The organism is Paramixta manurensis (assembly GCF_013285385.1).
GTDB classification, from domain to species: Bacteria; Pseudomonadota; Gammaproteobacteria; order Enterobacterales; family Enterobacteriaceae; genus Paramixta; species Paramixta manurensis.
Map to the genome: position 1 here is coordinate 3989152 of NZ_CP054212.1, position 14126 is coordinate 4003277.

Here is a 14126-nt window from a genome sequence, read left to right on the forward strand (position 1 = left end):
GCGGTCTGGGTCTACCCTACCTGGACCGAAAGCATACTGATGGCCCCTAATGTATCGCCATCCACCGGCACGGAAACCGGTTCATCTTTAGCGCGTGCGCCTAGCACATACAATAGCGGCAGAAAGTGTTCCGGCGTTGGGTTGGAGAGCGCAGCGCCTTCATGATCCATAAAGTTGACCAGCGGATGCTGCTCTGTCGGCCCCTGCCAATCCAAATTATCTCGAACAAACTGACTGAACGAAATTGCCCACGGATACGGTTCAGCATTCTCCTGACGACGCATCATCCGTAAGTTATGTACCACGTTACCGCTGGCGACAATCATCACGCCCTGTTCACGTAGCGCGGCCAGTTTGCGCCCCAATTCAAAATGCCAGGCAGGAGGTTTCGTGCCGTCCACGCTGAGTTGCACTACCGGAATATCGGCCTCCGGGTACATTTTTATCAGCACGCCCCAGGAACCGTGATCCAACCCCCACTCTTCGTCGAGATGAACCGGTAACGGAGCCAGCAATTCCGCCACCTGACGCGCTAATTCAGGCGAGCCGGGGGCGCGATAATGGGTATCAAACAACGCCTGCGGGAAGCCGCCGAAATCATGAATAGTACGCGGGTTTTCCATTGCCGTTACCGCAGTGCCGCGCGTGTACCAATGCGCGGAAACCGCCAAAATCGCTTTCGGGCGCGGTAATTGCTCGCCAAGGCTACGCCAGGCGGCGGTAAAGTGGTTTTCTTCCAGTACATTCATCGGGCTGCCGTGACCGAGAAACAGCGCTGGCATACGAGTATGGTTCATGATTAATCCCCAGTCAGAAATGTATTATCTAAGGATTACCTTACGCTGATTTCGCAGGTGATGAACTCGGATAAGCATGATGAAGATTATCAATAAATTTGAACAGGAAGTGGCGGTATTACGCAGAGAGTGGAACCAACGAGCCGATGATCTCGGCTCGTTGCATACGAGCGATTAACTCGCCTGGCGCGTTTCGCGGTGACGGCGATACGCCACCAAATCTTCAATAGTGACGACCGGCATAGCGTGTTGCTTAGCAAACTCCACGGCTTCTGGCGCGTGCGCCATCGTGCCGTCATCATTCGTTAGCTCACACAGTACGCCGTAGGGTTTAAAGCCCGCCAGACTCACCAAATCAATGGTCGCTTCCGTGTGGCCGCCACGCGTCAACACGCCGCCTTCACGCGCCCGCAGGGGAAACACGTGGCCTGGACGGCTTAAATCGGTCGGTTTAGCGTCATCAGCAATGGCAGTGCGAATGGTAGTGATACGATCCTGGGCAGAAACACCCGTGGTGACCCCTTGCGCCGCTTCAATGGTTACCGTGAAGCCGGTGCCGAATGAGCTGGTATTATTCTCCACCATCATTGGCAGATCCAGTTGTTGGCGACGTTCTTCGGTAATGCACAGGCAGACAATACCGCTACCATGACGAATGGTCAGTGCCATTTGTTCAACGGTCATGGTTTCTGCCGCGAAAATCATATCACCTTCGTTCTCACGATCCTCGCTGTCCAACACCATTACGCCTGCGCCTGCGCGCAGCGCAGCGAGAGCACGTTCTACACGCTGTTCAGGCGTGCCAAATTCAGAAAGTAGCGTCTGATTCATGGTAAATAAACCTTATAAAAATGTATGGGTTACCAGAATCAGGGCGATCTTGAGGAGTGTCATGCAGTGACAAAAAGATAACGCATGGCGAGCAAAATACACATCACGTTCACGAACAGCGGGCTATTTACCTGCCGAACCGAAAACCTGTTGGGTATAAAACCCGGCAAGAACCGTTACTCTCTCCCATCCGGACTTTAACCGTCGGCTCTGGAATCTCACCAGATCTGCTGACCTTCTGGCCCAATGGACCTGAAGCGCTCGCGGGCTTTCAGCATATGCTGATTTACCGCCGGTGGGGAATTTCGCCCCGCCCTGAGAATAAGCGAATTAACTATAGCGCCAAAAAAATGCCGGGGCAACGAACAATACCAGCAAATTGTTATGCATTTTACTTCGATACGGTTTTCAGGTTTATCCTTTTGCTTTCTGGCATTACACTTAACCTTTACCCGTTACGATCAGGAAAACGCCATGATTGACCCAAAAAAAATTGAACAACTCGCCCGTCAGGTTCATGAGTCAATGCCGAAAGGCATTCGTGAATTTGGGGATGATGTTGAGAAGAAGATCCGTCAGGTGTTGCAAGCTCAATTAACACGGATGGATTTGGTAAATCGTGAAGAATTTGATGTACAAACCCAAGTGCTGCTTCGTACCCGGGAAAAGCTGGCGGCATTAGAACAACGCCTCGCCGCGCTGGAAAGTGGCTCCGGAAGCAGCGCCAGGCAGCCAACAGAGCAGGCCATCATGCAGACCGAAGATCCGCAATAACGCCGGTTAATTAACCGTCGGATGAGGGAGGCGAAAAACCTCCCTGTGGCCGGTACGAAATCAGGCGGGCCGAACGCCTTAACCCCGGTCGCCGCGTATGGTTTTAATGATATTGGTGGTGGAAATACCATCTTCAAAGTTCAGCACCCGCACCTCACCACCGTTGGCCCACACCTCTGTGCTACCGGCAATCTCTTCCGGCTTGTAATCGCCGCCTTTCACCAGCAAATCAGGCAAAACGCTGGCAATCAAACGCTGCGGCGTATCTTCCTCAAATGGCACCACCCAATCCACTGACTCTAACGCGCCCAAAACAATCATGCGATTAATCAATGAGTTGACCGGGCGACTTTCTCCTTTGAGCCGTTTAGTGGAAGCATCGCTATTGACCGCCACAATAAGGCGGTCGCCGAGTTTGCGAGCGTTGGCGAGATAAGAAACATGCCCGGCGTGCAAAATGTCAAAACAGCCGTTGGTCATCACTACTTTTTCGCCACGTTGGCGCGCTTGCTCAACCGCTTCTTTTAACTGTGCTTCATCCATCACGCCGAAACCGCTCTCCGGACGGGCATGAATCGCATTCTCCAGTTCGACCGTCGTCACCGTCGAGGTTCCTAATTTACCCACCACGACACCAGCCGCCGCGTTGGCGAGGAAGCAGGCTTCTTCCAGTGAATCCCCCGCCGCCAGCGCCGCCGCCAGTACGCCAATCACCGTATCACCGGCACCGGTCACGTCATACACTTCTTGCGCTTGCGTCGGCAAATGTAAAGGGGCTTTGCCCGGTTGCAACAGTGTCATCCCATTTTCGGAACGGGTCACCAACAGGGCGGAAAACGCAAAGTCCGTAATCAGTTTCATGCCGCGTTCAACTAACTGTGCGTCATCCTGACATTTCCCGACTACCGCTTCAAACTCGGACAAATTAGGCGTTAACAAGGTCGCGCCGCGATAGCGCTCGAAATCGGTCCCCTTCGGATCGACCAACACCGGCACCTTCGCTTCCCGCGCCAGCGCAATCATCGTCTGTACGCTGGCTAACGCGCCTTTAGCGTAATCAGACAGCACCAGCGCACCAGCCTGCGGCAACGCAGCAGCAATGCGCTGATGCAACGGGCCAGGATCAACGCCTTCAAACCCTTCTTCAAAATCAAGACGGATCAACTGCTGATTGCGCGACAAAATACGCAACTTGGTAATGGTTGGATGAGTCGGTACGGCAACGAAATCACACTGTACGTTGACGCCGCTCAGCGTGGTGCCCAGTGCAACGGCGGCATCATCCGCACCGGTCAGCCCCACCAGACGTGATGCGGCACCCAGCGCGGCGATATTCATTGCCACGTTGGCGGCGCCGCCAGGACGCTCTTCAATGGTATCCACTTTAACCACCGGCACCGGCGCCTCGGGTGAAATACGGCTGGTTGGGCCGTACCAGTAGCGATCTAACATCACATCACCGACTACCAGCACCCCTGCACGGTTAAAATCGGGCAGCGTTACTTTCATTCCAGACACTCCAGACTACGGTAAAAAATAGTGCGCGGGATAATAGCATAATTGCGCAAAACTCTACTGCTCCCGCGCCTGCCAACGCTGGCCTACTCACCCAGCCAACGTTGCCAACTTTGATTAACACACGCGCGCTCTGCCGCGAAAGCTTGCTCATCAACATGCCCCGGCAACGCTTGCAACGCCAGGTGATGTAACTCATCGCGTAACGTAACGTAGGCCGCCGTGAGCATTTTCGCCTCATCTTCAGGCAGCTTATCGTAACTGGCTAACAGTTCGAGGATGCGCACGTTATCTGACCAACGGGTAAGTTTAGGCGTTTGCGCGGCATAGCGTAGGACGAGATATTGCGTAATAAACTCAATATCCGTAATCCCGCCCTGATCGGCCTTAATATCCCAGCGCCCTTTATGTTTATTGCTTAAATGCGCACGCATTTTCTCACGCATCTCTCGCACCTCGGTTCGCAAAGTATTCACCTCGCGCGGCACGCACAGAATACGGCGGCGGATATCATCAAAACGTTGGCTTAACGCCGACTCACCGAACACGATGCGTGCGCGTACTAGCGCCTGATGTTCCCATGTCCAGGCCTCATCACGTTGATACTCCTCGAACGCCTCGAAGGTGCTGACTAGCATCCCCGCCGCGCCGGAAGGCCGCAGACGGGCATCAACCTCATACAAAATGCCGGATGTGGTGCGCGTACTAAAGAGATGCATCACCCGCTGGGCAAGCCGTAAGTAGAACTGGCGACCATCAATACTGCGCTCGCCATCCGTCACGGCTTCTACCGGGCAATCATGCAAAAAGACCAGATCAAGATCAGAACTGTACCCCAGTTCCCATCCGCCTAACTTTCCGTACCCCACCACCGCAAAGCCGCGCTCGCCCTCTTTCGTCAGGTGCGACGGCGCGCCATAGCGCTGCACCATCATATGCCAGGCTTGTTGTACCACCGATTCAATAATGGCTTCCGCCAGCCAGGTTAAGTGATCGCTCACTTTCATGACCGGCAGGGTTTCCGCAATATCCGCAGCGGCAATGCGGAGCTGCTGCGCCTGCTTAAACTGACGCAATGCTTCCAGTTGCTGCTCTTCATCCTCTTCGGGGATTCGTAGCAAGTACTGGCGCAACTCATCTCGATAGGCATCGGTGGCAGTGGGTTGATAAAGCGTAGCGGGATCAAGCAATTCATCCAGCAACAGCGGATAGCGAGCCAACCGGTCGGCAATCATTGGCGATGCCGCACACAGACGAATCAGATGCTTTAACGCACCATGAAACTCTGTTAGCAACTCCAGATAGGTCGTACGAGTAACCACGCCCAATAGCAGCGGCGTCAAGCGGCTCAACGTGATAGCGGCATCCTCACGCGGGCACACCTCGCTTAATAGCCGTGGCATTAGCTGGTCTAAAGCCAAACGCCCACGTGGGCCGATGGTGCGTTTATCCACGTCTTGACGGAAATCAGTCAGCCCGCGTAACAATGACTGGCGGGCGGCTTCGTCAAGATGCGGCACCAAAGGCGCCAGCTCGCTCTCTTCCAGTTTATCCTGCCACAACACGCCATATTCGGCGGTTTCCTGATTCTCGCCAACTTCCGGCGTATCATCGCCAATCAGTTCATCAAAAATCGCCCGCACGTGAGCCATATGCCGCTCCAGCGCCTGATGCAACGCCTGCCAGTCGGCAAACCCCATGGCCCACGCAAGCCGCGCGCGGTTCAACGCATCGGCAGGCAGCGTTTGCGTCTGCTCATCATTGATACTTTGCAGCAAATTTTCCAACCGGCGTAAAAACAGATAGGCGTGATGTAACTGCTCGATCTGTTCCGGCGGCAGTAAGTTCAGTTCGCCAATCGCCTGCAACCCCGGCAACAGTGAACGCCCCTGTAGAGCACGTTCCCGACCACCACGAATTAACTGGAATACCTGTACGATAAACTCAGTCTCGCGAATCCCGCCTGCGCCCAGCTTAATATTGTCAGTAAGCCCACGCCGCCGCACTTCACGCGCAATCATACTTTTCATATTACGCAGCGATTGGATCACGCTGAAGTCGATATAACGGCGGAACACAAAAGGCCGCAGCATTTGCCGCAACTCCTGGCTCCAGCGATCGCCGGCATCCCCCATTAACCGCGCTTTTACCATCGCATAGCGCTCCCAATCGCGCCCTTGCTCTTGGTAATAATCCTCCAGCGCGGCAAAACTCAACACCAGCGGGCCGCTATCGCCAAACGGGCGCAAACGCATATCGACGCGGTAGACAAAGCCGTCAACGGTTGGCTGATCGAGTACTTTAATTAGCCGCTGCCCCAGACGGGTGAAGAACTGCGCATTATCCAGCTCTCGTCGCCCGCCGCGCGTGACGCCATTTTCCGGCCAGGTAAAAATCAGATCGATATCCGAAGAGAAGTTGAGTTCACCGCCGCCCAATTTCCCCATGCCAAGGATCAGCAACGGCTGCGGCTCCCCCTCAGCATTACACGGTGTGCCAAAGTCATTGCAACAAGCCTGCCACAGCCAGTCACGCGCCGCGACAATCAATGTTTCCGCCAATACGCTCAACTGCTGTAGCGACTGCTCGGTAGTGCTTCGCCCCAAAGTCTGCATCCAGGCAATGCGCGTCAACATATGACGGCGGAACAGACGGAGCTCACGCATTAAGCTGGCTTCGTCATTAACGTGGGTTAACTGCGCCTGTAGCCAGGCAGCGTAATGCTGCCATTCGTCAAAGTGAGGGGCATGCTGCTGTATCTGCTGGCGCCATTGATCATGCTGAGCGAGATTTTCACTCACGAAGTCGCTAAAAGCGAAGACGGCCTGTTCGTCAGGCGTTAAGGGTGAGGATAATTGCGTAAACCGTTCAGCCGCCTTCTCTGCCTGGGCTTGCAGAAGCGACGGCAGTGGCTGAGTTAACAAAGGCAACATAGACACTCCCTGACATGAGTTTAAAACCGGGGACAGGCCAGTTTTCAGACCGGCAGCCCTCCCGCGATGCCGCTCAAACGCTACCGTTAAGCCAGAACACCGGTTGCTTCAATGCCTGGCGGCAAAGGGAATCCAACCGATAATGCTGCTGTTCACGAACCGCCTGCAACAAGTGTTCCCAGCCTTCCAGCCAATTGGTAACCGCCGCGCTGTCATAAGCGCCGGCCAGTAAATGCACCGCCAGTAGCTGCCGCAACAAGCGGGTGGATTTATCCTGATACTCATTCAACTGATGTACCGTACTGAAGGTCTCCCTCAGATCGGCGGCAATGCGCCCCAACATAATATCCGCGAAACGTTTAAAGGAGCCTTGCAACCGAGCATCCGCTTTTTGATCAATAAACTGCCGCCAGCGGGAAGCCACCAGCCAGTTAGTAAGCGCTAACTGGGTATCTAACCAGACCGGGCTATAGCAAAAAGATTCAGCTTCAAGCGCTTCATCATTTAACGCTTCTTCCAGCACCGTAAGCTTTTGCCGCAACTGATGGCTAGCTTTACGCGGCACCAACGCACCAAACAGCGAAAACACCTGCCGCAACGTGTCCAACGCCTCACGAATTGCCGCCAGGGCGCCGGGTTCGCCACGCAGCCACAACTCCTCATGATACTGCCAATGCTCAAGGGCCAGCATAAACGCGGCGCGCATTCCCTCTTCTACCGTTGCTTTAGCCGGTACCATCATTACCGGCACAGGCCGAACTACGCGCGGTGGATTCCCCTGCGCTAAATGGTAGCCACGCGCCGCCTTACTTAGGCTACCCAGGCGCACGCCTTCCATCTTGCTCAATTCAGCCGCGAAGGCCAGCAGATCTTCCCGTTCGCCCTGCTGTAACTCCAGCTCAATTTCACACAGCGGCTCGCTGAACTCCCCGGCGGAAATGTCACCCTGGTCGCAAGCCACTTCAATTTCACTCTGACGGTAACTCACTCGCCACGTTTCACGCCGGAAGTGTGTGCTAAATAGCGGCTTTAGCCGCTGCTGCAACTCGTCCGGCTGGCAGCCTGCCGGCCATATCTGCGCAGGCAGCAAACTCAAATCAAGCTCAGGCTTAGTGAGTGCAATATTGTATTCCGGGCGTTGATGTAAACCGCCAATAGTCTGACCGGCGGTTTTCAGCGTCATTTCATAGCTATCGCCACGGCCACGAATCCGTAGCCCCATATCAAGACGACGTAATTGCTTATCTTCCGTTTCAAAATAGATGTTTGTCAGAGGCAAAGCAGGCTGATGCCGATGGGGCCAGGCAACGAGCCACGTTGCAAGTTGGGCAACGGTATCTGGCTTTGCAATGAACTTTAGTTCGATTTCAATGGTCATAATTTTTCATTCAATTATTCACTGGCGCATGTCACTGAGATAAGGCGAAGAGTAATGCAGATAACCCTCTGCTGTCTCTGCTTTCTTTACGCTTTCGCGAGCAGTCTCCGGATGAAGAGGAGACCAGGATAGTTCTCATTCAGATTTTTGCGAAGCCTATCCAGACTGTGCCCTTAATTTTCCGGATCACATGCAAAAACGACATCTAATGAAAAAATCGACCCTAATTGGCCTGACTTTGCTGGCTTTCAGCGTTACCGTTCCTGCCCACGCCGAAGAGAAGCGCTATATTTCCGACGAACTCTCCACTTGGGTGCGTAGTGGCCCGGGCGACCAGTATCGTTTAGTCGGCAAACTCAATGCCGGTGAAGAGGTGACTCTGTTAAGCACTAATGACAGTACTCACTACGGGCAAATTCGTGATAGCGAAGGGCACACGACCTGGATTCCGCTAGGGCAACTCAGCACCGATCCGAGCCTGCGCACGCGTGTTCCGCAACTGGAGCAGCAGGTAAAAGATCTGACCGATAAACTGGCCAATATTGATGGCAGTTGGAACCAGCGTACCGCCGAAATGCAAAAGAAAGTTGCCGGTAGCGATAGCGTGATCAATGGCCTGAAACAAGAAAATCAGAATCTGAAAAACCAGTTGGTTGTCGCGCAGAAAAAAGTGAGCGCGGCCAATGTTCAGTTGGATGATAAACAGCGCACCATCATTATGCAGTGGTTCATGTACGGCGGCGGCGTCGCAGGCGTGGGTCTGCTGCTCGGTCTATTGCTGCCGCATATGATCCCGCGTCGCAAGAAAAATGATCGCTGGATGAATTAACTTTATTGGTTATTCCCGCTCGCGCCGGGCATCATTAGATGCCCCTTTGCCATGCCCGCAATTTACCCATTTTGTGCGACAATAAGGCTTTAATGATTTTATTGGCGTCAGTTCTGGAGATCCGTAGTGAAAACTTACCTTGTCGGTGGCGCGGTACGCGATGGTTTGCTAGACCTGCCGGTCAAAGACAAAGATTGGGTAGTGGTTGGCGCCACGCCGGAGATGATGCTGAAACAAGGTTATCAGCAGGTTGGGCGTGATTTTCCGGTGTTTCTCCATCCCAAAAGTCGCGAAGAGTATGCGCTTGCCCGCACCGAACGGAAAACCGGTCAAGGTTATACCGGTTTCAGCACCTGGTTTGCGCCGGATGTCACGCTGGAACAAGATCTACAACGCCGCGATCTCACCATCAATGCTATCGCTCAGGATGAAGCCGGGCACTATATCGATCCCTGGAATGGCCGTGAAGACCTTGCGCAACGCGTCTTACGCCACATTTCCGATGCTTTTCGGGAGGATCCATTACGGGTTCTGCGCGTGGCTCGCTTTGCCGCGCGTTATGCCCATCTCGGCTTTCGTATTGCAGGAGAAACTCAGGCGCTGATGAAACAGATGGTCGACAGCGGTGAATTGGCTTTTCTTACCGCTGAGCGGGTCTGGAAAGAGACGGAAAACGCTCTTCGCGCGCCTGACCCACAGGTTTATTTTCAGGTACTGCGCGATTGCGGCGCGCTGGCGGTGTTATTTCCCGAAATCGACTGTTTATATGGCGTTCCGGCCCCGGCAAAGTGGCATCCGGAAATCGATACCGGCATTCATACGCTGATGACACTGGCAATGGCCGCCCGACTAACGCCGGAAATTGATGTCCGTTTCGCCACCCTATTGCATGACGTCGGCAAAGGCCTCACCCCGAGGGAGAAATGGCCCAGCCATCCTGGCCACGGCGCGGCGGGCGTACCGTTAGTAGCCGCGATTTGCCAGCGCCTGCATGTCCCGAACCAATTACGTGATTTAGCGATGTTAGTGGCCGAATTCCATGATGTTATTCACACCATTGAAAAGCAGCCTGCGGAAAATATCATCACTCTGTTTGACCGTCTGGATGGTTGGCGCAAACCCCAACGCATTGAGCAATTGGCGCTCACCAGTGAAGCCGACGCGCGCGGGCGTGCGGGTTTAGAAGAGAACCCCTATCCGCAAGGAGATTATTTACGTGCCGCGTTTGGCGTGGCGCAAAGCGTACCAACCAGTGCGGTCATTGCGGCGGGATTTAAAGGCGCGGCGGTGCGGGAAGAGCTGGCACGCCGACGGGTTGCCGCACTAAACCACTGGCGTGTTGACCACTAAAGCAACACGGGTGAGGAACGTGGCCCTCTCCCGTGTTGCCGGCATCATTACATAAATACCAAGTAAACCGCTGCCGCCACAATGAAACGGTAGATGGCGAACGGAATAAACGAAATACGTTTAATGATGTGCAAAAAGAATTTAATTGCAATCAATGCCACGATGAACGCTGTAATGAAACCTACGCCGAACAAGGGCAAATCAGCCATGGTCAGAAAACCGATGCTTTTATAGAGATCAAGCCCGGTTGCGCCGATCATCATCGGCACCGCAAGGATAAAGGAGAACTCCGATGCGGCATAACGGCTCACGCCCATCAACATCCCGCCAGAGATAGTGGCGCCTGAGCGCGAGAACCCCGGCCACAGCGCCAGGCACTGAAAACACCCGATAATAAACGCCTGGCGATAAGAAATATCATCAATCCCAACCGCTTTTGGCTGCTTTGGTTTCAGCATCTCTGCGGCAATCAACAGCACGCCGCCAACCACTAACGCATACATCACATTGATCGGGTTAAATAAGGTCTTAATTTGATCGTGAAACACCAACCCCACAACCACCGCGGGCACCATCCCTAACAAGATATGAATCAGGGTTAAATGCCCGCTACCGACACCCTCGTGTTTGACTTCGCCAAAATGGATACCGATCAAACCAAACAGGCGGCGCCAAAACATCACAACGACGGCCAGAATGGAACCTAACTGAATCACAACCTCAAACGTTTCTGCCGTATCGCCTTCAAATCCCAACAGATGGCCAACGATGATCATATGTCCGGTGGAAGAGACCGGAAGAAACTCCGTCAATCCTTCGACAATCCCCAAGATTGCCGCCACCCAAAGCTGATGAATATCTGCCATCAAATGTCCTCTACCCTAATATTGAACTCACTAAAAAGGCGGACGCCGCAACGTTACCGCCAGAAAAAAGGCCACAAAGCGTTTAACAGGCTCTATGACAAACAATAATGTGGTTTGGTTTCATTGTGATGGCAATCACATTAGGTTTATTTCGGAATTGTCCCGCGCTGGATGATAACCCCAACCTGCGCGGCTTGCGCCACCGCGCCCGGTTTGCTGACTTTGATGCGCACCCACGGCGAAGCGAAACGGGATAACAGCAGCCCGGCGACCTCTTCCGCCACGCGTTCAACCAGCGCAAACCGCCCATTTTCCACATGCGCAATAATTGCCTCAGACACCTCGGCATAACTCAGGCAATCCTGCACATCATCGCTGGCGGCCGCTTTTTGGTTATCCCACGCCATTTCGACATCGAACACCAGCTTCTGTTGAATGGTCTGTTCCCAGTCATAAACGCCAATGGTGGTGATCACCGTTAACTGCTCAATAAATACAATATCCATGATAACCGTCTTTAGTTTTTACGTTAGCCGGATACCACTTCCGGCGGATTATGCGTATTATCCACAGATGATGAGAATAAAACGACCCTTACAAAACGGAACGGTGTTATGAGTGCTATCGCGCTTGGTATGATTATTTTCGCGTATCTGTGCGGCTCCATCTCCAGCGCGATTTTGGTTTGTCGTCTCGCGGGCTTGCCCGATCCGCGTCAGAACGGCTCCGGTAACCCCGGTGCAACCAATGTGTTGCGCATCGGCGGCAAAGGCGCCGCCATTGCGGTGCTGTTGTTTGATGTTTTCAAAGGAATGCTACCGGTATGGCTGGCATATGCACTCGGCGTCTCACCGGTTTACCTTGGCCTGACGGCTATTGCCGCTTGCCTCGGGCACATCTACCCGGTATTTTTCCGCTTTAAGGGCGGCAAAGGCGTCGCTACCGCATTCGGTGCCATTGCCCCAATTGGCTGGGATCTCACCGGCCTCGTCAGCGGGACCTGGCTGCTTACCGTACTGCTTAGCGGTTACTCATCTCTCGGCGCTATTGTTAGCGCATTGATCGCCCCCTTCTATGTCTGGTGGTTTAAGCCACAATTTACGTTTCCGGTCGCCATGCTGTCATGCCTGATTTTACTGCGGCATCATGACAATATTCAGCGTTTATGGCGTGGGCAGGAAACGCGGCTCTGGAAAAGAAAAAAGAAAAAATCTTAAGCGGCTCCGCTTTTATACACCGTTACTTTCCCCTTCCCGAATCGCGCCAATGATTGACGCTCTATTTGCTTGCTCATACAATAAACAAGCGTAACTATAACTATAGTTACCTTTACTATTGGTAATCAAAAAACAGTAATAAGGATATTGCAAATGAGAGAACTGACCGTGACAGAGTTATCCCACATCGGTGGGGCTGGCTTTATTCAAGATATCAGCGAAAATATTGGCGGCTTTATCGGAAACGGATTATTCCAACTGGTAGAGGGTATCGGCATCGATGTTCCCTTGTTGGGAAGGATTGATTTAAAAACTATTTATCCCGGTTTGGGCAAAGATATTGGTACCTCCATCGGTGGAAGCATCGGCGGTACGATTGAGGGGTTAATTGCAGGAACCCCGGTGCTCGGCAATCTGCTGGACAAACTTCTGGGTAACTGATTGTTATCATACCTGGATTGCGTTAATGCCGGCCGTTGAATGACCGGCATTTTTATTCAATCGATTAATTGCCGGGCGCAATCCTCGGTAGCTCCGCCAGCGGCCAACGCGGGCGAACACTAACGCCAAGCTCACCAAGGGTTCCGCCTTTTAACCGAACCATGCCCGCATACGCAATCATCGCGCCGTTATCGGTACAAAACTCAGGACGCGCATAAAAAACTTCACCGCCGCGCGCCTGCATCATCTCCGCCAGGCGGCTACGTAAGGTACGGTTGGCGCTCACGCCGCCAGCAATCACTAAACGTTTAAACCCGGTCTGTTCGAGCGCACGTTTACACTTAATCGCCAACGTATCCACCACCGCATCTTCGAACGCGCGCGCAATATCCGCGCGGGTTTGTTCATCGCCTTCCGCATGTTCTCGAATGGTGTTAGCTGCAAAGGTTTTTAGCCCGGAGAAACTAAAATCCAGCCCAGGTCGATCAGTCATCGGACGTGGAAAAGTAAAACGCCCCGCAGCGCCTTGCTGCGCCATTTTCGACAACATCGGCCCTCCGGGATAATCCAGCCCCAGTAATTTCGCGGTTTTATCGAATGCTTCCCCCGCCGCGTCATCAATGGACTCGCCCAATAGCACATATTCGCCAATGCCGGTGACGCTAATTAACTGCGTATGCCCGCCGGAAACCAGCAGCGCAACAAATGGAAAGTCAGGCGGGTTATCTTCCAGCATCGGGGCTAATAGATGACCTTCCATGTGATGTACCGGCACCGCCGGAACGTCCCAGGCGAACGCGAGCGCCCGACCCACCGTCGCGCCGACTAATAATGCGCCCACTAATCCCGGCCCGGCGGTATATGCCACTGCATCGATATCCTGCGCCTGTAGCCCGGCTTCGCGCAGCGCGGCCTGGATTAAAGGCACCGTTTTACGCACATGATCGCGCGAGGCCAGCTCTGGCACCACGCCGCCGTAATCAGCATGCAGCTTCACTTGACTATAAAGTTGATTGGCCAGCAAACCGGCGGCATCGTCATAAATTGCGATGCCGGTTTCATCGCAGGACGTTTCGATTCCCAGTACACGCATGTTTTTTACCTCATTCTTGCGGCGCGCAGTGTAACACAGCCCATTTGCTTCCCGGCGCTATTTTCAGCCGCTTCCGCTTATCCATTGAACAATAAGTAAAAA

General features: G+C 53.6%; 13 protein-coding genes and 1 riboswitch. Of the genes, 5 read left to right on the forward strand and 8 right to left on the reverse strand.

Annotated elements, in window-relative coordinates; genetic code table 11:
* Positions 1-11: 11 nt before the first annotated feature.
* Together ygiD and ribB are read right to left on the reverse strand one after the other, a co-directional pair.
* A complete protein-coding gene (gene ygiD, locus PMPD1_RS19240) occupies positions 12-797 on the reverse strand; it encodes a 4,5-DOPA-extradiol-dioxygenase (RefSeq protein WP_173635562.1) in 786 nt (261 codons plus the stop codon).
* Positions 798-971: 174 nt separating this feature from the next.
* Complete coding sequence (gene ribB, locus PMPD1_RS19245; protein ID WP_173635563.1) at positions 972-1628, reverse strand: 3,4-dihydroxy-2-butanone-4-phosphate synthase; 657 nt, start codon at positions 1626-1628, stop codon at positions 972-974.
* 174 nt (positions 1629-1802) lie between these two features.
* Positions 1803-1955, reverse strand: a riboswitch (FMN riboswitch).
* 147 nt (positions 1956-2102) lie between these two features.
* On the opposite strand from ribB, the gene ubiK reads away from it, so the two are divergent.
* Entirely contained in the window at positions 2103-2402 is a 300-nt protein-coding gene (gene ubiK, locus PMPD1_RS19250) for a ubiquinone biosynthesis accessory factor UbiK (RefSeq protein WP_173635564.1), read from the forward strand.
* A gap of 78 nt (positions 2403-2480) precedes the next feature.
* On the opposite strand, the gene hldE is transcribed toward ubiK, so the two are convergent.
* The 3 genes from hldE to PMPD1_RS19265 all read right to left on the reverse strand — a co-directional run bounded on the left by hldE (position 2481) and on the right by PMPD1_RS19265 (position 8228).
* Positions 2481-3911, reverse strand: coding sequence for a bifunctional D-glycero-beta-D-manno-heptose-7-phosphate kinase/D-glycero-beta-D-manno-heptose 1-phosphate adenylyltransferase HldE (gene hldE / locus PMPD1_RS19255; RefSeq protein WP_173635565.1), 1431 nt, complete (start codon positions 3909-3911; stop codon positions 2481-2483).
* A 92-nt stretch (positions 3912-4003) separates the two neighbouring features.
* Positions 4004-6850: a bifunctional [glutamate--ammonia ligase]-adenylyl-L-tyrosine phosphorylase/[glutamate--ammonia-ligase] adenylyltransferase gene (glnE, locus tag PMPD1_RS19260; RefSeq protein WP_173635566.1), complete on the reverse strand. Its 2847-nt coding sequence runs from the start codon at positions 6848-6850 to the stop codon at positions 4004-4006.
* Positions 6851-6923: 73 nt separating this feature from the next.
* Complete coding sequence (locus tag PMPD1_RS19265) at positions 6924-8228, reverse strand: CYTH domain-containing protein (protein WP_173635567.1); 1305 nt, start codon at positions 8226-8228, stop codon at positions 6924-6926.
* Positions 8229-8436: 208 nt separating this feature from the next.
* Between PMPD1_RS19265 and PMPD1_RS19270 the strand changes: the two genes are divergently transcribed.
* Both PMPD1_RS19270 and PMPD1_RS19275 read left to right on the forward strand, forming a co-directional pair.
* Complete coding sequence (locus PMPD1_RS19270) at positions 8437-9057, forward strand: TIGR04211 family SH3 domain-containing protein (protein ID WP_173635568.1); 621 nt, start codon at positions 8437-8439, stop codon at positions 9055-9057.
* Positions 9058-9183: 126 nt separating this feature from the next.
* Positions 9184-10407 (forward strand): multifunctional CCA addition/repair protein, encoded by a 1224-nt coding sequence (locus tag PMPD1_RS19275; protein ID WP_173635569.1) that lies wholly within the window; start codon positions 9184-9186, stop codon positions 10405-10407.
* Between the two features lie 47 nt (positions 10408-10454).
* Here the strand turns inward: PMPD1_RS19275 and bacA are convergent, their stop codons facing one another.
* Together bacA and folB are read right to left on the reverse strand one after the other, a co-directional pair.
* Entirely contained in the window at positions 10455-11273 is an 819-nt protein-coding gene (bacA, locus tag PMPD1_RS19280) for an undecaprenyl-diphosphate phosphatase (protein WP_173635570.1), read from the reverse strand.
* Between the two features lie 146 nt (positions 11274-11419).
* Complete coding sequence (gene folB / locus PMPD1_RS19285) at positions 11420-11779, reverse strand: bifunctional dihydroneopterin aldolase/7,8-dihydroneopterin epimerase (RefSeq protein ID WP_173635571.1); 360 nt, start codon at positions 11777-11779, stop codon at positions 11420-11422.
* 108 nt (positions 11780-11887) lie between these two features.
* On the opposite strand from folB, the gene plsY reads away from it, so the two are divergent.
* Positions 11888-12490 (forward strand): glycerol-3-phosphate 1-O-acyltransferase PlsY, encoded by a 603-nt coding sequence (plsY, locus tag PMPD1_RS19290; RefSeq protein ID WP_173635572.1) that lies wholly within the window; start codon positions 11888-11890, stop codon positions 12488-12490.
* 153 nt (positions 12491-12643) lie between these two features.
* The gene (locus tag PMPD1_RS19295; RefSeq protein WP_173635573.1) at positions 12644-12931 is read left to right on the forward strand and encodes a hypothetical protein; all 288 of its coding nucleotides are present in this window, start codon (positions 12644-12646) and stop codon (positions 12929-12931) included.
* A gap of 64 nt (positions 12932-12995) precedes the next feature.
* Here PMPD1_RS19295 and tsaD read toward each other — a convergent pair whose 3' ends face one another.
* Complete coding sequence (gene tsaD, locus PMPD1_RS19300; RefSeq protein WP_173635574.1) at positions 12996-14024, reverse strand: tRNA (adenosine(37)-N6)-threonylcarbamoyltransferase complex transferase subunit TsaD; 1029 nt, start codon at positions 14022-14024, stop codon at positions 12996-12998.
* Positions 14025-14126 lie beyond the last annotated feature (102 nt).

Bases quoted from the DNA above. Each gene is read 5' to 3' on its own strand.
- ubiK (WP_173635564.1), top strand. From the start codon at position 2,103: ATGATTGACCCAAAAAAAATTGAACAACTCGCCCGTCAGGTTCATGAG.
- ribB (WP_173635563.1), bottom strand. From the start codon at position 1,628: ATGAATCAGACGCTACTTTCTGAATTTGGCACGCCTGAACAGCGTGTA.
- tsaD (WP_173635574.1), bottom strand. From the start codon at position 14,024: ATGCGTGTACTGGGAATCGAAACGTCCTGCGATGAAACCGGCATCGCA.
- PMPD1_RS19265 (WP_173635567.1), bottom strand. From the start codon at position 8,228: ATGACCATTGAAATCGAACTAAAGTTCATTGCAAAGCCAGATACCGTT.
- PMPD1_RS19295 (WP_173635573.1), top strand. From the start codon at position 12,644: ATGAGAGAACTGACCGTGACAGAGTTATCCCACATCGGTGGGGCTGGC.
- PMPD1_RS19270 (WP_173635568.1), top strand. From the start codon at position 8,437: ATGAAAAAATCGACCCTAATTGGCCTGACTTTGCTGGCTTTCAGCGTT.
- folB (WP_173635571.1), bottom strand. From the start codon at position 11,779: ATGGATATTGTATTTATTGAGCAGTTAACGGTGATCACCACCATTGGC.
- ygiD (WP_173635562.1), bottom strand. From the start codon at position 797: ATGAACCATACTCGTATGCCAGCGCTGTTTCTCGGTCACGGCAGCCCG.
- plsY (WP_173635572.1), top strand. From the start codon at position 11,888: ATGAGTGCTATCGCGCTTGGTATGATTATTTTCGCGTATCTGTGCGGC.
- hldE (WP_173635565.1), bottom strand. From the start codon at position 3,911: ATGAAAGTAACGCTGCCCGATTTTAACCGTGCAGGGGTGCTGGTAGTC.
- bacA (WP_173635570.1), bottom strand. From the start codon at position 11,273: ATGGCAGATATTCATCAGCTTTGGGTGGCGGCAATCTTGGGGATTGTC.
- glnE (WP_173635566.1), bottom strand. From the start codon at position 6,850: ATGTTGCCTTTGTTAACTCAGCCACTGCCGTCGCTTCTGCAAGCCCAG.